19 protein-coding genes and 1 riboswitch are annotated in these 18,646 nt (G+C 41.0%); of the genes, 4 read left to right on the forward strand and 15 right to left on the reverse strand.

What is annotated here, in order from left to right; genetic code table 11:
• Positions 1–4: 4 nt before the first annotated feature.
• Complete coding sequence (locus tag ABE547_RS03925; protein WP_347377529.1) at positions 5–958, forward strand: LysR family transcriptional regulator; 954 nt, start codon at positions 5–7, stop codon at positions 956–958.
• Positions 959–1,369: 411 nt separating this feature from the next.
• On the opposite strand, the gene ABE547_RS03930 is transcribed toward ABE547_RS03925, so the two are convergent.
• The 3 genes from ABE547_RS03930 to ABE547_RS03940 are packed head-to-tail and all read right to left on the reverse strand — an operon-like array spanning position 1,370 to position 3,906.
• Complete coding sequence (locus tag ABE547_RS03930) at positions 1,370–2,125, reverse strand: creatininase family protein (RefSeq protein ID WP_347377530.1); 756 nt, start codon at positions 2,123–2,125, stop codon at positions 1,370–1,372.
• A gap of 27 nt (positions 2,126–2,152) precedes the next feature.
• Positions 2,153–3,637 carry a sodium:solute symporter family protein gene (locus ABE547_RS03935; protein ID WP_347377531.1) on the reverse strand — a complete coding sequence of 495 codons (1,485 nt, stop codon included), beginning with the start codon at positions 3,635–3,637 and terminating at the stop codon, positions 2,153–2,155.
• Between the two features lie 2 nt (positions 3,638–3,639).
• Complete coding sequence (locus ABE547_RS03940) at positions 3,640–3,906, reverse strand: hypothetical protein (protein ID WP_235418089.1); 267 nt, start codon at positions 3,904–3,906, stop codon at positions 3,640–3,642.
• 213 nt (positions 3,907–4,119) lie between these two features.
• Between ABE547_RS03940 and ABE547_RS03945 the strand changes: the two genes are divergently transcribed.
• Genes ABE547_RS03945 through ABE547_RS03955 form a run of 3 tightly spaced genes read left to right on the forward strand, consistent with a single transcriptional unit; the run spans position 4,120 to position 6,796 of the window.
• The gene (locus ABE547_RS03945) at positions 4,120–4,962 is read left to right on the forward strand and encodes a MurR/RpiR family transcriptional regulator (RefSeq protein WP_347377532.1); all 843 of its coding nucleotides are present in this window, start codon (positions 4,120–4,122) and stop codon (positions 4,960–4,962) included.
• Between the two features lie 9 nt (positions 4,963–4,971).
• Positions 4,972–5,724, forward strand: coding sequence for a class II glutamine amidotransferase (locus tag ABE547_RS03950; protein WP_347377533.1), 753 nt, complete (start codon positions 4,972–4,974; stop codon positions 5,722–5,724).
• 13 nt (positions 5,725–5,737) lie between these two features.
• Entirely contained in the window at positions 5,738–6,796 is a 1,059-nt protein-coding gene (locus tag ABE547_RS03955; RefSeq protein WP_347377534.1) for a hypothetical protein, read from the forward strand.
• Between the two features lie 57 nt (positions 6,797–6,853).
• Here the strand turns inward: ABE547_RS03955 and iadA are convergent, their stop codons facing one another.
• From iadA to ABE547_RS04015, 12 genes are all read right to left on the reverse strand, one after another.
• Positions 6,854–7,996 carry a beta-aspartyl-peptidase gene (iadA, locus tag ABE547_RS03960; RefSeq protein ID WP_347377535.1) on the reverse strand — a complete coding sequence of 381 codons (1,143 nt, stop codon included), beginning with the start codon at positions 7,994–7,996 and terminating at the stop codon, positions 6,854–6,856.
• A gap of 180 nt (positions 7,997–8,176) precedes the next feature.
• The gene (rplA, locus tag ABE547_RS03965; protein WP_347377536.1) at positions 8,177–8,869 is read right to left on the reverse strand and encodes a 50S ribosomal protein L1; all 693 of its coding nucleotides are present in this window, start codon (positions 8,867–8,869) and stop codon (positions 8,177–8,179) included.
• A gap of 58 nt (positions 8,870–8,927) precedes the next feature.
• The gene (gene rplK / locus ABE547_RS03970) at positions 8,928–9,353 is read right to left on the reverse strand and encodes a 50S ribosomal protein L11 (RefSeq protein ID WP_235249144.1); all 426 of its coding nucleotides are present in this window, start codon (positions 9,351–9,353) and stop codon (positions 8,928–8,930) included.
• 195 nt (positions 9,354–9,548) lie between these two features.
• Complete coding sequence (gene nusG, locus ABE547_RS03975) at positions 9,549–10,064, reverse strand: transcription termination/antitermination protein NusG (protein ID WP_235249143.1); 516 nt, start codon at positions 10,062–10,064, stop codon at positions 9,549–9,551.
• 31 nt (positions 10,065–10,095) lie between these two features.
• Positions 10,096–10,296 (reverse strand): preprotein translocase subunit SecE, encoded by a 201-nt coding sequence (secE, locus tag ABE547_RS03980; protein WP_235249141.1) that lies wholly within the window; start codon positions 10,294–10,296, stop codon positions 10,096–10,098.
• Positions 10,297–10,313: 17 nt separating this feature from the next.
• Positions 10,314–10,463 (reverse strand): 50S ribosomal protein L33, encoded by a 150-nt coding sequence (rpmG, locus tag ABE547_RS03985; protein ID WP_028086482.1) that lies wholly within the window; start codon positions 10,461–10,463, stop codon positions 10,314–10,316.
• 150 nt (positions 10,464–10,613) lie between these two features.
• Complete coding sequence (locus ABE547_RS03990) at positions 10,614–12,293, reverse strand: formate--tetrahydrofolate ligase (RefSeq protein WP_347377537.1); 1,680 nt, start codon at positions 12,291–12,293, stop codon at positions 10,614–10,616.
• Positions 12,294–12,419: 126 nt separating this feature from the next.
• A riboswitch (ZMP/ZTP riboswitch) is annotated at positions 12,420–12,502 on the reverse strand.
• 59 nt (positions 12,503–12,561) lie between these two features.
• Entirely contained in the window at positions 12,562–13,815 is a 1,254-nt protein-coding gene (locus tag ABE547_RS03995; RefSeq protein ID WP_347377538.1) for a threonine/serine exporter family protein, read from the reverse strand.
• A gap of 163 nt (positions 13,816–13,978) precedes the next feature.
• Positions 13,979–14,827 carry a carbohydrate ABC transporter permease gene (locus tag ABE547_RS04000; protein ID WP_347377539.1) on the reverse strand — a complete coding sequence of 283 codons (849 nt, stop codon included), beginning with the start codon at positions 14,825–14,827 and terminating at the stop codon, positions 13,979–13,981.
• Complete coding sequence (locus tag ABE547_RS04005) at positions 14,827–15,786, reverse strand: sugar ABC transporter permease (protein ID WP_347377540.1); 960 nt, start codon at positions 15,784–15,786, stop codon at positions 14,827–14,829. Before ABE547_RS04005 ends, ABE547_RS04000 begins: the two co-directional genes overlap by 1 nt.
• An 87-nt stretch (positions 15,787–15,873) precedes the next feature.
• Positions 15,874–17,289, reverse strand: a complete 1,416-nt coding sequence (locus ABE547_RS04010; protein ID WP_347377541.1) for a carbohydrate ABC transporter substrate-binding protein — start codon at positions 17,287–17,289, stop codon at positions 15,874–15,876.
• 60 nt (positions 17,290–17,349) lie between these two features.
• Entirely contained in the window at positions 17,350–18,357 is a 1,008-nt protein-coding gene (locus tag ABE547_RS04015) for a LacI family DNA-binding transcriptional regulator (protein WP_347377542.1), read from the reverse strand.
• Positions 18,358–18,646 lie beyond the last annotated feature (289 nt).

Raw genomic sequence — 18,646 nt, forward strand, 5'->3', positions numbered from 1 at the left:
TATTATGTTTACCTGGAAAAAATATGTTTACGAAGTATATCGGGAAAAAAGCTTTTCCAAAGCCGCACAGAATCTCTATATCAGTCAGCCTTCCCTGAGCGCACGTATCAAAAAGATCGAACAGCAGATCGGTTTCCCTCTGTTCGACAGAAGTACCAGTCCTCTCCAGTTAACAGAGGTAGGCGAAGCATATATCAAGTCAGCCGAGGAGATCTTCCAGATCGAACATCGCATGGAAAATTATATCAATAATCTCAGCACATTAAAAACCGGCAATCTCGCACTGGGTGCCAGCAATCTGTTTGCCGCATATGTACTTCCGGGACTGGTCACACGTTTCAAACAGTCTTTTCCCGATGTCAACATCCAGGTCACCGAGGGAAACACCACACAGCTGGAAGCCATGCTGGGTAACAACTCCCTCGACTTTGTCATCGACAACTATCATTATGACAGCACATTATATAATAAGGAACTGTACTGCAGCGAAAACATTCTTCTTGCAGTGCCCAAACATTTTTCCGTCCATCAGGGTCTGGAGGAATATCAGCTCTCGTACAACAACATCAAAAACAAGAGCTACCTGAATGAATCATACCCTACCGTCCCACTGGCTGCTTTTTCCGAACTTCCTTTTATCATGCTCACTCCAGGCAATGATACACGCCTTCGAGGAGACCGGCTGTGCCAGGAAGCCGGCTTTCATCCCAGCATTATTCTTGAGCTCAATCAGCAGTCCACGGCTTATATGGCAGCCTCCACACAGCTCGGAGCAACTTTTATCAGTGATATTCTGGTCAGTCAACTGCCTTCTTTCGAAAACCTTGTATATTATAAACTTGACGGAGATGCAGCCAGAAGGCAGGTATTCTTTTATTTCAAAAACCACAAATATAAAACCCGCGCCATGGAAGAATTTCTCTCCATGATGCGTATACAAACAAAGGACGGGGAATAAATCCTCGTCCTTCGTCCTGGAATGTCATGAAAATATACCGGAGAACCGATTACAATACCATCCGCTTTCGACAATTCATATAGAAGTTCCGAAATACCATCCTTTTTCGCACATTTTCCATATGACTTTTCGTTCATTCTCTTACACGCATAACAACTGATACAACCTGTATAGATGTAATCATAAACATATATTTTCTTTATTTTTGCATCCGGTATAATATCCTTTATCCCGTTTAAAGCAAAATCTAAAAGTTGATCTGTATTATGTTTTTTTCTTAGGCTCCCACTCAGCGCATAAAACATCTCATGCTATCTCCCTTCTTTTCTTATCTTACTAAGATTTACAAGAAGTTTCTCCTAAAAACACGAAAATACTGCTTGATCAGAATCAGATACGCCTTCCGGAAGATTACAGTTCTATTTTCTTCATTTCTTCGAGAAATTCCCGAATATAATCCACCGCAAGATCAAGTGCTGCCTGTCCGAGCTCTACCGAAGAATCTTTTGGGTCAAACGGACCAAACCACCCACTCGGCGCAATTTCTTTTGTATCTCGCACAAGTCTGACTGTACCACCTTTAAAATTCACAGCCTGAATATATGCAGCTTTCATCTCGCTTGTCGGATTTTGCGCATTAATCGGTTTACCAAGTTCCAAATGTACTGATTCTGGAGCAATCGCCATCATGGCAGACGTCTCCAAAACATCTCCGTGTCCTCCCTGGAATCTATCATCAAGCTGCGCCACCAAACTCCACCAGTCTACACTGGCACACACACCACCTTTATGATATACCTCAAGTGCCGCCCTATCAATAGAAGGAGTATTTCCGCCATGTCCATTGAGAACTACAAATCTTCGTACACCATGTTGCATCAATGAGTCCATTATTCCATGAAGCACAAGATATAAGCCCTCATATCCAATATTAATACTACCTTCAAAACTCAAATGATACGGGCATACGCCATAGGGAACAGTCGGTGCTACGATCACATTGTCCACATCTTCAATATGATCTGCCAAATATGACGGAACCATATAGTCCGTTCCAAGTGCACTCTGTGTCCCATGCTGTTCTGTGCTTCCAACCGGAATCACAATAATCGGATCATTTTTGAATGCTTCTTTCGCCTGAGCTGTCGTCATCTTTCCAAGATACATATCATTTCCTCCTTCTTGTCTCCGCTTTTACTTTTTTTGAAAAATTGCGAAATGACGTTCAATTGTTTCCCGTGGCGGTGCCTGAGTCATATTACTAACAATAACCATAGCAATTGCTCCCAGAATTGTTGACGGGAATAATGCATGAAACCCAAACGCCATCGCCTTCACAGATGGAATCAATGTAAAGCACAAAAGAGCAATTACTCCTACTACAACCGCCGCAATTGCACCCTTTGCCGTTGATTTTTTCCAATACATTCCAAACAAAATCGGCACTACAAACACTGCCATTCCAGAAAACGCAAATAAATTAATTTCAAAAATGCTTCCTGGCTGAAATACTCCAAAACAAATTACAATGATACCGATAAATACTGTTACAACTTTTGATAACTTCATGACACTTTCATCTGTCGCTTTCTTATTAATAAGCTTCTGATAAATATCTCTTGTTACCGCACCAGTTGTAGTAACCAAAATACCATCAATTGTAGACATACCTGCCGCAACAATTCCAGAAATAAAAATCGACGCAAGGAATGGATTTAGTCCTCTTTGAAGAATCATCGGAACAATCTGATCTGCCTTCTCAATATTCTGGATCGATGCTATTCCATTTACACCAGCCCACTCAATCAAAGTTGCTGACAAAAACATGCCGCCTGTACCCAAGAGAACCGCCTTAAACATTGTTTTGTGATCTTTCATAGCGAAGAATTTCGTAAACAAATGTGGTTGTCCCATAGTAAAAAATGACCACAGTACAATGTTAGAAACATAATATGTCCACGGCATATAACCATTTGCACCCGGGAATGTCAAATAAGCCTCATTCATATTCTGCAATGTATGATTAATGTTTTCAAAACCGCCTCCCATCACTATTGACACAATAAACGTAACAATTGCGGTTCCTATCATAAGAGAACCTTGAATGACATCTGTCATCATCGCGCCTTTCATTCCACCTGCCATACAATATAATATAACAATTATACCCATTCCTACAACTCCTGCCCACTCAGGAAGTCCAGTAAATACATGAACAATAACTCCTGCTCCAATGATCTGCGCTCCCATCATAGGAACCAGGAAGAACAACATCATAACTCCCAACACTCCACTCATACTTTTTGAATGATAACGGTCAGTCAGATAATCAGCCATTGTGAGAAATCCATATTCGTGTCCAAGAGTAATCAATTTTCGTCCAATCAAAACAGCAGGTAAAATCATACAAAATACTGCACCCGGTACAGAAATTGCCATTCCTGCATATCCCACTCCATAAATTGTTCCAGGAGTTCCAAGGAATGTTCCCATAGAAAACTGAGTTGAAAAATATGCAATACCGCTGACAATCACACCAGCTTTTCCGCTAAGCACAAAAAAGTCTCCAAGACTGCTTGTCTTACGACTTGCATACCATCCGATAAATGCCATGATTCCAAGATAAATCACCAGTACAGAATAAAACGGTATTGGTGATGGCTGAATTGCTCCATTCATATTTATTTTTCCTCCTTTTTCTCTTTTTCATCTTCATCATAAACATGGTATTCTTTTCTCTTCATACACATGCGAAAATATACAATGATCAACGTAAATGTAACAGCTGTATGTGCAAACCATCCGAAAAGATAACTCGGAATGCCACCTACAAACGGTATATACGTCTCACTGTAGAAAAATGGGAACGGAATCATAATCAGGAAAAACATAAACAAAAAGATAATCAGCCATGTCCGCTCAAAATGTTCATCAAATAGTTTCTTCATAGGTATTTCTCTCCTCCTTTACTTTCGAAGTAATTTTCTGTACAATAAGTAAAAAAATACTTCACAATATTGTCACGTTTCTTTTTATGTAAAGTGTATACTTTACTTTATATTTTTTATTATACATGTTATAATGATTTTGTAAAGCTATTACTTATTTTTTTAATTTTATATAAAATATTTATGTTTTCAAACATAAAGAAAGGACAGAAAATGGATATTTTAGAACGAATCGAACAATTATATCCCAGCTTAACTCGAAAGCAAAAATATATTGCTGACTATTTAAAAGCCAATCCAGAAGAAATCAGCTATATAACACTTGCGCAGTTAAGCCATCAGACATCTGCATCTGAACTTACACTTCTCAGATTCTGCCACAAAATAGGATGCAATACTTTTTTAGAATTAAAAGAGCAATTTCGCGATTATACGCAAAAAATGATTAAACTTACTTCTACACCTACTTTTTTCACTCCTAACATCGCCTCTGGAGAAGCTTCCGAGCGCGCTGCACTGCTTCGTGAAATCTGTAGTGCAGAAGCATCTGCTTTTTCCGATTTCTTTTCAAAACTTTCACTCACTCCAATCATTGCAATGTCAGATGAAATCAGAAAAAGTAATCGAATATTTATTTTTGCTCATGATATTTCAAAAGTATTGGGCGAATTTCTAGAATCAAGGTTACGCATTTTATATTTTAACGCAACCCTCATCGATCTATCTGATTTGAACGAAACACAACTGACTATAAAACAGCTTTCAGAGGGCGATTTGGTTATTTTCTTTTCATTTCCAAGATATTATTTCCCAATTGGAAATATTGCCAAAAAAGCTTCTGATTCTGGAGTTCCGGTATTAACCATAACCGACAGCAAGTCTTCTCCGGCAACCAAGCACAGCACGCACCTTTTGATTTGTCCGACTTCTACAGAATTATTTTATAACTCGTTGACATTACCCATGGCAGCACTGAATCTGTTGGCATCCTGTCTTGTCATAGATAGTGTAGCCCCATCAGAACGCCAAGATTTTATCGACACTTTATCTTCTTAGAGGTTTCTTATGTGTGAATTATTTGGAATTATTTCAGCCGAAAGTCATGAAATTAATGACGATTTAAAAGAGTTTTTTTCCCACAGTAACGCCCATCCTCATGGCTGGGGACTTGCCTGTCTGGAGGAAAATAACTTTCATATAGAAAAAGAACCGATTCAGGCAAGTAAAAGTAATCAGCTGAGGAAAAGACTTTCCAATCCGATAATAGTAAAAACCGCACTTGCACATATCCGCAATGCTACAATCGGAAATATCGACTATAGTAATTGTCATCCTTTTACTTACAAAGATCAGCAGGGAAGAACTTGGACTTTAATTCATAACGGCACAATTTTTAATGGTAAACTATTAAATAAATATGTAGATATTCAAAACGGGGATACAGATAGCGAAAGGATTTTACTCTATTTAGTTGATCAAATCAACCAGGCAGAGAGTAGAAGAAAGTGTAAAATGACAAAAGAAGAACGATTTAACCTTCTGGATCTTGCAATTACCAGATTATCCCAAGGAAACAAACTGAATTTGATAGTATATGACGGAGAGTTGTTATATGTACATACAAATTACAAAAATTCTTTATATGAACTTAAAAAAGAAAAACAGATTCTCTTTTCAACAGTTCCGTTAGGGAAAGAAGCATGGCAACCAGTTACATTCACTACTCTGCTTGCATATCAAGAAGGTAAGAAGCTCTTCATCGGAACGAATCATGGTGAAGAGTATAAAAACGACACACAAAATATACAATCTTTATAGGAGGTAAACTATTATGGAAATAGGCGGATTTTTCCCTTACGAACCAACCCTTGAAACCGAAAACGATTATATTACGCGCACATGCCCTGATGCGGACGATGTGGTTCATTTGATGTCCGGACGTTGTTCCATCTATTATTGTTTGCAAGACATCATGCTAACCGACAAAAAGCGTGTGGCATATCTCCCTGCCTACGATTGCGAAACAGTCATTGGATGTTTTGTAAAAGCAGGATACGAGATCCATTACTATGATTTTGACAATAACCTGATCCCACAATTTGATGAATCCTTAATCCCCAAAATCAGTTTCTTACTCATCTGTGGATACTATGGGTATTCGACTTTTGACACAGAATTTGTAAAAAAATGTAAAAATAGTGGAGTCACAATCATGCAGGACACAACTCATACCGCGTTTTCGCCGATTGGAGCCTGCGAAGATGCCGACTATATTTCTGTAAGTCTCCGAAAATGGATGGGCGTCATTTCGGGTGGCCTGGCAATTAAACGGACTGGAAAGTTTAACGTTTTACCTATCCCACCAAATCAAACACAGTTATCTATGAGAGACAAAGCTTTGAAATACAGAGCAGAATATGAAAAAACAGGTGATGAATCTCTAAACAAAGAAAGTGACGATGCTTTCTGGAAAGCTGAATTCATGCTGCGTGAAATATTCGATATGCAAGCCGGAGACGATGAATCACTGGAAACCATTAAATACTATCCGCTAGACAATTCAATCATTAAGAGACGAGAGAATTACAATTATCTTCTGAAACATTTGCCACACAATCCATCCGTACGTCCTGTCTTTCCATACCTTCCGGATGATGTGTGCCCTATGTTCTTTCCTTTTCTCGTAGACGATCGCAGTTCTTTGATTGACCATTTGAAAAAGAATCAAATTGTACCAAAAGTATATTGGCCCGTCCCTCCATTTATTGATATTGAAAAATATCCCGGAGCACAATACATATACAATCATATAATGTCCATCAGTTGTGATCAGAGATTTTCAATTGAAGATATGCAAAAAATCGTAGACGTTTTTAAGGAATATAATTAATCATCACAAAAGGGAGAAGCATCACCACAGCTTCTCCCTTTTGTAACTAAGTATCTCCTATTCGTATGTCCCTTTTCGCATCAGGTTTTTCTCTTTCATAAAGACTTTCCCTTTTGCAATGTATGTGCTCAAAGTCATATCTTTTTCAAACAAAAGCAGGTCTGCATCCGAACCTTCTCTAACCACTCCTTTTTCAGGCAACAAATCGAGTGCTTCTGCAACCTGACTGGTCATGTACGGTAACGCCTTCTCAAGAGGCATTCCCAGCTCTTTAACCATAAAAATCAACTCATTATATAACGCATCCACTTTGGACACACCGATTTTCAGAAGAGTTCCATCTTGGGCATATTCCGACCAGCTTCCATGCCCATCCGAACTTATTGTAATACGTTCCGTCGAAAGTCCTCTTTCAACAGCTTTCACAATACATTTGCCAGGAGCAAAATGCTCATTGATTGCGCACGTCAGATCAATATAACCGCCTTTTTCAAGAAATCTATATGCCTCTTCCAAGAGATTTTCATTTCTATTAACATGTGTCGGTCTAAAAATACGTATTGGAACAGAACTTTCTGAAAGCGCGCGAAAAACTGGTTTTAACCCGCACTCAGCATCTCCCATATGCAGTACCACAATTCCCGGCTTTCCACTCAGCATGCCTGCAACTCTTGCCTTACTCGCTATCTTAATCAACTCATCTTCCGTAACATTCGGCGCACGATGATCAGAAATAGCTAATTTTAACCCCAATATTTCTTTAATAAAAACTATATCTTTATCAATCTCTCCTGTAATTGTCGGCGATGGATATCCATATGCGCCAGTTAGTATATATGCACTCACCCCTTCTTCGGTAAGAGCTACCGCTTTTGCATATAAATTTTCTACACTTCTCGTAAGGCCATCGGTTCCCAGAAGCCCAATTACTGTTGTAATTCCGCCTTTTATCATTTCTGACAAATTAAGTTCCGGCGTTCTTGTATGAAAACTTCCTTCACCCCCACCACCAGTAATATGAACATGCTGATCAATCAACCCAGGTGTTAATATCTTATTTTCCCCATCAATAATCTCACACCATTCAGGCAAATTCTCAATTGAATCCTTGATGCATTCGATTTTCTCACCACATATTAGAACATCTTTTTTCCCTATATACTCTGGAGAATAAATCTCTGCATTTTTTATTAATATCATATTATTAAACCTCTTCTTTTTTCAGAAATCTATTTTCATGTTGAACGATTTTCAATGATTTGTCAATATATTTTTCAGAAACTCTGAAAAGCCAACACGCTTCTTTTTTTCAACAACAAACAGAGGCAGGAATACACATTCCTACCTCTGCATTATTTTATATTATCATACGCAATCTGATTAGTTTAGCTTCATTGGGTTGATCTTTACACCAGGTCCCATAGTAGAAGTAAGTGTCACGCTCTTTAAGAACTGACCTTTTACTGCTGCCGGTCTTGCCTTGTTGATTGCATCGATAAGCGTCTGGAAGTTGTCCGCAAGCTGTTCCTCTGTAAAGGAAGCTTTACCTACTGGCACATGGATAATGTTTGTCTTGTCAAGTCTGTACTCAATCTTACCGGCTTTGATCTCCTGGATAGCTTTTGCTACATCCATTGTAACTGTACCAGCCTTCGGGTTTGGCATAAGTCCCTTAGGTCCAAGTACACGACCGATACGTCCAACTACACCCATCATATCTGGTGTAGCAACTACAACGTCAAATTCAAACCAGTTTTCTTTCTGGATCTTCTCGATCAGTTCCATTCCTCCAACATAATCTGCTCCTGCTGCCTTTGCTTCATCAGCTTTAGCATCCTTAGCAAATACAAGGATACGAACCTTTTTACCTGTTCCGTGTGGCAGTACTACTGCACCACGAATCTGCTGGTCAGCGTGACGTCCGTCACATCCGGTTCTGATATGAGCTTCAATAGTTTCATCAAATTTTGCTACTGCAGTCTTTTTAACTAATGCTACCGCATCTGCTACCTCATAGAGTGTTCCTCTGTCGATTGCTTTTGCAGCTTCAACGTATTTCTTTCCTCTTTTCATTTATAAAACCTCCTAGTGGTAATGGCGGGATAACCCTCCCACAATTCTTCATTTACAATTATTCTACAACAGTTACACCCATGCTGCGGCATGTTCCTTCGATCATGCTCATAGCACTCTCGAGTGTAGCAGCATTCAGATCCGGCATCTTTGTCTTTGCGATCTCTTCAACCTGAGCCTTTGTGATCTTAGCAACTTTTGTTTTGTTCGGAACACCTGAACCGGACTTGATGTTGCAGGCCTTCTTGATCAGAACTGCTGCCGGTGGTGTCTTCGTGATGAAGCTGAAACTTCTGTCATTGTAAACTGTAATAACTACAGGGATGATCATATCTCCCTGATCTGCTGTTCTAGCGTTGAACTGCTTTGTAAATTCCATAATGTTTACACCGTGCTGACCAAGAGCAGGTCCAACCGGTGGTGCCGGAGTTGCTTTGCCGGCAGGAATCTGTAACTTAATATAACCTTCTACTTTTTTTGCCATTTTAATTACCTCCTTGTGGTGTTGGCGGGAACAGTGTCCCTCCCACGTTTTTGTTTTACTTCTCCCACAGTGCCAGCTCGATTGCGCTTCGCTTCATCTCGCTGAGGGCTGGCGCCCTATACGATTCCCATCATATGTCTGCCTGCGAGCGAGCTCGCGCAGCCAATGATGTAAATCGTGCACTGCTTGTAGCAATTACATCTTTTTAACTTCTGCGAAACCAATTTCAACCGGGGTCTCGCGGCCGAAGAGCTCAACATTGATCGTAAGGGTCTGTTTCTGCATGTTGATCGACTGAACAACGCCAACCGTATCTGCCCATGCTCCGGCAATCACCTGAACAGTATCGCCTTCCTCATAATCTACCACAATGTTCTCCCGTTTGATTCCAAGTGGTGCCATCTCAGCATCTGTAAGCGGTACCGGTTTGGATCCAGGTCCTACAAACCCTGTCACACCTCTTGTATTACGAACAACATACCATGTATCATCGTTCATAATCATATGAATCAGTACATAACTCGGGAACATCTTTCTCTGAGAAACCTTCTGGACACCGTTCTTTGTCTCAACAACGTCTTCCAGAGGAACTCTGACTTCCAGAATCTGGTCTTCCAGATGTCTGTTTTCAATCGTCTTCTCAATGTTGGCTTTTACTTTGTTCTCGTACCCTGAATAGGTATGAACTACGTACCATTTTGCCTCTGACATAAACTCACCTTTCTTGCCTGCAGTTTATCAGTTATTTTACCAATAAATCCACTCCGTACTGGGTGAGAAAATCAATGATCGCAATGATTGCTCCCACAACTACGGATACAGAAACCACTGCCGCCGTCTGTTTTGCAACTGTCATTTTATCTGGCCAAATGATTTTTTTAAACTCTTTGCTTAGACCTTTGAACCAGCTTTGTTTCTGAGTCTTATTACTACTCATTGACATTCACTCCTTTGCAGCGACTATTTTGTCTCTTTGTGCAATGTGTGTTTCTTGCAGAATCTGCAGTACTTCTTGGTCTCCATGCGCTCAGGATGAGATTTCTTATCCTTTGTCATATTGTAGTTACGCTGCTTGCATTCTGTACATTCCAATGTGATTCTTGTACGCACAACTTCCACCTCGCTTTATAATCTTAGTTAACGTGTTTCTTGGTAGCTTGCGAGGCTACCTGATTTTAGGCATAAAAAAAAAGACCTACTTCCATTCGCTAGGATAGTGTATCATACCCAGCTTCAAAAAGCAAGTCCTTTTCTCTGTTTTTAGAATAATCCAGTGATCTTTCCTTCCGGATCCACATCAATTCTCTCTGCTGCAGGTACCTTCGGGAGACCCGGCATCGTCATGATGTCACCTGTCAGTGCCACGATGAATCCGGCTCCGGCAGACATCTTCAGATTACGTACCGTCACATCAAAGTCCTTCGGTGCCCCAAGCTTTGTCGGATCATCCGTCAGACTGTACTGCGTCTTGGCCACACAGATCGGCGCATTACCAAATCCAAGATCCGTAAGCTGCTTTGCCTGCTTCTGAGCCGCAGGTGTCAGAACTGCCTTTCTGCCTCCATATACTTTCTGCACGATCTGATCCAGCTTTTCTTCGATCGTTCCATCCAGTTCATAACTATAATGGAAGTCATTCGGTTCTTCACACAGGCGAATCACTTCCTGTGCAAGCTTCTCTCCGCCTTCGCCGCCTTTTGCCCACACTTCAGAAAGTGCTACATTTACACCGACTTCTTTACATTTTGCTTCTACCAGATCCAGCTCTGCCTTTGTATCTGTCGGGAATGCGTTGATTGCCACAACGCACGGAAGTCCATATACATTCTTGATGTTGCTCACATGCTTCATCAGGTTCGGAAGTCCTTTTTCCAGTGCTTCCAGATTCTCCTGATTCAGCTCTGCCTTTGGAACGCCGCCGTTATACTTCAGAGCACGTACTGTTGCCACAATCACTACTGCATCCGGATGAATTCCCGCCATACGGCACTTGATATCCAGGAACTTCTCAGCACCCAGGTCAGCACCGAATCCTGCCTCTGTGATTGCATAATCAGAGAGCTTCATTGCCATTCTCGTTGCTGTTACAGAGTTACATCCATGTGCAATATTTGCAAATGGTCCGCCATGAACGATTGCCGGTACATGCTCCAGTGTCTGTACCAGATTTGGCTTCAATGCATCCTTCAAAAGCGCACACATCGCACCTTCCGCATGAAGGTCATGCGCGGTAACCGGTTTCTGTTCAGATACCTTTCCATAAGTATATCCTACAATGATACGTCCCAATCTTTCCTTCAGATCCGTAATATCTTTAGACAGACACAGCACTGCCATAATCTCGGAAGCAACCGTAATATCATATCCATCTTCTCTCGGAACCCCATTGACTCTTCCGCCCAGTCCGTCCGTCACAAAACGAAGCTGGCGGTCATTCATATCTACGCAGCGTTTCCATACGATCTTTCTCGGATCGATGTTCAGTTCATTTCCCTGATAGATGTGATTATCAAGCATAGCTGCCAGAAGATTATTCGCCGCTCCGATCGCGTGAAAATCTCCTGTAAAATGAAGATTAATATCTTCCATCGGAACTACCTGCGCATATCCGCCGCCTGCAGCACCTCCCTTAACACCAAACACCGGTCCCAGTGATGGTTCACGCAGAGCAACCATCACCTTCTTATCCAGTCTCTGCATCGCATCCGCAAGTCCTACCGTCGTTGTCGTCTTTCCCTCTCCTGCCGGAGTCGGATTAATTGCCGTCACAAGCACCAGTTTCCCGTCTTTCCTGTCAGATTGCTTCAGCAGATTATAGTCGATCTTCGCTTTATATTTTCCATACTGCTCCAGATATTCATCTGCGATCCCCGCCTTCTTTGCAATCTCTGTAATTGGTTCCATGGTACATTCCTGTGCGATTTCGATATCTGTTTTCATCTTTTTACTTCCTCCTTTGGAATATCATTTGTTTGCAGATACATCCTTCTTCACCCTTCCAGGATCATGGCGATATTCTCACGATCTTTGGCAGAACAAAAAAGGACAACATTTATCATGTGTGATAAATGCTGCCCAGACGGTCGGCTTTCATAAATTCTGATTCCCCTGTGGTACTCCACAATTATCCGTCAGTAACCAGAACCCTCAATTATTTCATATCATATTATATGTATTTCAAATTGTCAACTGTAAATATCTTCTTTTCTTAAGACCGGCGTGCAAAAGGATCTTTTTTTCCGATACGAAACTCTCTTTTTAATGCGTGCATCACCATTCTGGATCCAATATCTACAATATTAAAACCAAGCGCGATAGCCAGGCAGGTCGCAAGCAGAACAACCGTCTCATTAAACGCCAGCGGTATATCTCTTGTCAGACATCCGTACATCATATAGTACAGATTCGGTCCCGGAATCAGCGGGAATACCGGCGCTGTCAGGAAAATCGTAGACGGTGCTTTATTGATCCTTGACATAATAAACGCATATGTAGCCACAAAAACTGCCGCAACCAGTGTGGCAAGAAAATTGCTCGGCTCAATCTCAAATACAATCAGATAAATTGCCCATGTAAAGAATGCGCCGACACTGGAATAAAATACCTGTCTTCCACGAACCTGGAACCACAGTGCAAATCCGGTACATGCGATCGTACAGGAAACCAGCTGCACAGTGATACTGTGTGAGATGATAAATCCATCCGAAGATACGCCATCCAGTACCAGCATGGCAAATGCGATTCCGAACACGATACCTGCAGCTCCAAGCAGGGAGTTCATAATATTCAGAAATCCGGAGATAAAGTCCCTCTGCAGAAGATCACGGATTCCGTTCGTAATTCCCAGCGCACTGATCAACAACATCACGATACCGATCATAATACGATCCGGATGTTCGCCGATTCCCACACGAACCATTAATATAATGATCACTTCCGACAGAAATGCCAGAATTGTATTGTAGAACATCAGGTTACTCTCACGTTTACTCAACCATTTTCCAACAGCAACGATCATCAGCGACACAATGGTTGCCACGATCGCGTCCATAAAATTACATCCGAAGAATACCGCGAATCCGGTACCTCCCATAACGCCGGCAAAATATTTTGCAGCAGGATGCTGTTTCTTCCGGTTCATAACCTCCATATACTTCTCATGAAGCTCATCTGCATCCGGTTTGTTCTGACAGACATATCTGGACAGGTTATTCAGATAGTCCAGTCTGTCACAGTCAAGCTCTGTGGATTCAATATGCCGGATCTGCGTGATAATCTCACCCTCCGGTGTCTCAATCGTGATCTGAATGTTACTCGGGATCGCATACACATCATACCTTTTACATCCATAAGCCTTACACATTCTGTAGAGACTGTCTTCCAGTCTGAAATTTTCCGCGCCGCTTTCCAGCATTGCCTCTCCGATATCGAGAATCCCTTGTAAAATCCTGTTATAATCCATATTCACGCCCTCTCAATTCTCTTATAAATAGTCTCAAATACGATTCCTCAAAAAGTCACAATATGAATCATAACACGGATTTTTAAGATGTCAATCTGTTTTTCCATAAACTCAAATGACATTTTCTTATGGTTAAATTACAATCATTAATACCTTCTAACGATTATTCTTTTACTCCACCAAGCGTTACACCTGCCACGATATACTTGGACAACAGAATATACACTATAATAATCGGAACGATTGCGATCGTAATCAGCATATATACCTTTCCCATATCAAACTTCAAGAAATCTGCACTTCGAAGAGCGGCAATCAGGATCGGAAGTGTCTTTTTCTTATTGCTCGAAAGTATGAGAGCCGGAAGGAAGTAATTGTTCCATGCATTGACGAAAGCAAAAATCGCCTGTACTGCCAGTGCCGGCTTCATAACCGGAATTACAATATGGTTAAATGTATGAAATTCTCCACTTCCATCAATTCGAGCAGCTTCTACCAATTCCAGCGGCAGACTTGACTGCATATAGCTATACATAAAATAGAAGATAGCCGGAGAAGCGATCGATGGTAAAAACAGCGGATACAATGTATCCAGAAGCTTCATCTTCGTGATCAACTGAACAAATCCCAGAGCGGTCACCTGTGTCGGCATTACCAGAATCAGAAGGATAAAGATAAATGCCGGTTTTTTCAGCTTAAATTTGTAAGCATACAATCCATATGCCGTCATTGCCGAAAAGTAGGTTGCCAGGATCGCTGTCATCGTTGATACGATCAAACTGTTTTTAATTCCAGACAAAACTGGGATATTCGCATCATTCAATACATTATTCAGATTTTTCAAAAATGCTTTCCCCGGAAGGAATGAAAATCCTCTCTGAATCTGAAAATGATTTCTGGTTGAATTGATAATTAATATATAGAAGAAGAACAAACAAAGGAACGTTAAAAATATAAGTACAATGTATGCCCAAATTGTTCGGCCGCTATGAATTTTCTTATTTTTCTTCATTATCTTTTTCCTCCCTTCTTTTTCTTCTTATATCCATCTCCATCATCTTTGTTCAATGTGAAATATACACCAACGCAAAGAATCGCACAAATAATAAACAATACTACAGAAAGTGCACCCGCCATACCATAGTTCTTACTATATAAATGGTTGTTCAACAACATGATAATAGAAGTAGTCGAACGATTCGGGCTTCCTTTTCCGTTAGTTAAGATCTGCGGTACGTCGAACATCTGGATACCACCGATCATAGAAGTAATCAATACATATACCAGGATCGGACGAATCATCGGAAGTGTGATCTTAAAGAAGATCTGTCTGTGATTACATCCATCCAGCTCTGCGGCTTCAAATAACGACTGGCTGATTCCCATTACAGCCGCCATCAAAAGAATTGTAGTATTACCAAACCACATCAGGAAGTTCATTAATCCGACAAGTCCTCTCGTTCCAAGTACTGAAGAGAAGAAACGAATCGGTGCATCAATCAATCCCATGGACATCAGTGCTGAATTCACCGGTCCATTATCAGAAAACAGTGCAAAGAATAACATTGCAAACGCACTAGCCATGATCAGGTTCGGCATATAAATTACAACTTTAAAGAACTGTTTTCCTTTAATTTTCAGTCTGACATCTGTAAACCATGCTGCCAGCACCAGAGATACAATAATCTGGGGAACAAATCCAATCAGCCACATGATCACGGTATTACCCATGTATTTTGGCATATCGGATGCAAGTAATGCTTTATAATTTTCCAGACCCACAAAATTCGGTCCTACAACGGTCAAACCGTCACGATAATATTCAAAGAAGCTATAATATACAGTTGAGATCAACGGAATCAGTTGAAAAACAAAAAACGTAAGAAAGAAAGGAAGGATAAAAATGTATCCCCATTTTCCATAGCTTACATTTTGTTTTCTTTTCCTGGTCCTCTTAGCTGGTACTTCCATTTTCTCATCCTCCTTTCAAAACTATACCCTGCATATTTTTTAAAAAACGAGGTGGGCAAGCCCACCTCGTGCATTACTGTTTATGAACTATGGCCATACAACTTCTGTTAAGTTTGGATACAGTTCCATGATAGCTGTCTCAAAGTTCGCTTTTGCAGTATCCATATCAACGGATCCATCAAAGTAATCTTTGAATGCTGCCTGGAATTTCTCATTACATCCCTGATCGTATTTGCCTGCATTGCTCATATCAATCTTTCCAGCTGCTTCAGCAAACAGCGCGATGTGGTTCTGTCCACCGAGGAAGTCTGAACCAAACTCAGGATCAGCTGCAATTTCGTCCATAGCTGTCTTGTTGTTTGTGTAATCCTGTGTATCCAGAGTGATCTGTTTGTCAATTTCAGCATCACAAGTCAATTTTACCATAACGTCTTTGATTGTTGCTGCATTATCTGTTCCAGCTGCTGCACAGATCCATGTTCCGCCCCAGTAATAAGCTTCTGGTCCTTCACACACTGCGTAATCTCCATAGATACCATTGCCAACTGCCTGCTCACCATCCGGATCTGCCAGAGAGTTTCCTAACAGAGTGAAGTTGATTCCCCATGTAGAATAGAAGAAACCAAATACATCGCCGTCCGGACCCTGGTCTGCTGCCCAACCGTCATCCCAAAGAGATGTCTTGTTGTTATAACCATTGTCTGTAAAGTCTTTTGTCTGTTCAACCCATTTCATAAGATTCTCATCAACAACAACGGATGTTCCATCTACCCATGGTGCAGATACGTTGTTAGAGAATGTACGATAAGAGTCATCATAACCAGAAAGCATCTTATATCCTTTTGCTGCTGCCTGCTCAGCTACTGCATTGAAGCTATCCCAATCAGAAAGTGCAGCCTGTACTTCATCCGGATCATCTGTTCCAAGAACATCTTTTGCGATAGAACGACGGTAAGCGAACAATCCAGGTGTTGCCTGCCATGTTGTACCTTTGATCGCGCCTTCAGAATCTGTAACAATGTCTTTTGTGTACTGGTACTGATCAGCCATATCATCTTCTGTCATTCCGATGTCATTAATAACATCCAGTGTGTATTCAGAATCAACATATTTTAATGCGTAGTCTGCTTCGATCAAGAAGATATCAATCTTATCATCTGCATCAGCAGATTCCTGATTCAGAAGAGCTTCATCCAGTTTGTTCTGATAGTTGTTGTTTTCGTTCGGGTTGATCGTCCATTTTACAACTGTTCCGTCATTCAGAGTCGTTGTAGATTTGTCTTCTGCAACTTCTTTAACTTCCGGATAGTAATCATTGAATCGGCTCTGGAATTCGTCGTTCCAGCACCAGATATTCAGGACTTCACCCTCTTCTGCACTCTCCTCCTGTGCTGTGTCTTCTCCGCTGGTCTCTTCTTTCTCACTTGAGCCACAAGCTGCAAGTGACAGAGTCATTGATGCAACCAAAAATAAGCTTGCAATCTTTTTCATGCGATTTTTCATAATACTTCCTCCTTGTTTAAATGTTTTTATGATTGTATTTTTTTCAGCATAGCGCCGTTGCTATAACTGTTTTACACTATGTCCTTCCAGAAGTTTTCCGGATACCATAATCTGTTCTACGATACAAGTTCTTTTGTTTTCAATGGTTTCTACCAGCTTCTGCATCGACTTTTTCCCAATCATCTCAGCATCCTGATAATATGTTGTAAGTCTCGGACGCAAAACCTGAGAAATATTGATTCCGTCATATCCCGCAGCACTTACATCTTCCGGTACTGATAATCCCATCTTTTCCAGCTGTCTAAGCCCTCCAAGATAAGAATAATCATCCGGATACATAATCACAGTTGGCGGATCTTCCATCTTCATCAGCTGTTCTGTCAACACCTCGCAGACTTTCGGATCATGATATCGCGCCTCCAGAACATATTCTTCCGGGATATCAATCCCATAATCCTCACATGCCCGAAAGAATCCTACCAGACGCTTTTCCGTTACGGAAGTTTTTTCTCCGTGGATAAATGCAATCTTACGATGTCCTTTTTCCAGCAGATATTCCGTCAATCTGTATGCGCCTTCCACATTATCGGACACCACACTGCTCTGATTATTAAAGGAATAATCGATGGTCACTGTCGGAAATTCGCTTTCCACCAGTTCTCTTACCTGATCACTCAAAAAATCTACACTGGCGATCAGCACTCCATCACATTTTCGATATCTGCAATGCTCTACAAAAGAAGAATTATTTCCTCCGACATTGCGGCTGATAAATGTGATATCGTATCCAAGACGTTCCGCCTCTTCCTTCGCACTGTTCAGGATTGCTGAAAAGTACTCGTGTGTCAGGCCCGACATGGTATCATCTACAAACAAGACTCCTATATTATGAGACATATTCGTCTTCAGCTGCCTTGCTGCCGCATTTGGCATGTAATGCATTTCCTGCGCTGTCTTTCGGATCATCTCCGCTGTCTCGGTACTGATATCTCCATAACCGTTAAGTGCTTTGCTAACCGTAGCCGGCGACACACCACATTGTTTGGAAATGTCTTTGATCGTTACCATGTCTTCTCCCTTCCCGCACTCCGGATTCCTGATCGGATATCCCGAATACGTTTTCGTAATTTTATTCTAAAACGTTTTCGCCATTTCGTCAATACGAATAAACCGACAATTATTTCCCGCTTTTTTTGGTTATTTTTACTAATTTTGATTTTGGATTTCATTTGTTATTTACATTTTTAACAACCGGCTCTATAATTGGGATAAAATAGACCGAAAACGTATTCGGAAAGTAGGTACATCTATCTAGCTTTCCAAAATACGATTCTGCGAAACAATAAACAATGTTATA

Origin of the sequence: Dorea sp. YH-dor226 (assembly GCF_039832105.1) — a bacterium.
GTDB lineage: Bacteria > Bacillota > Clostridia > Lachnospirales > Lachnospiraceae > Dorea_A.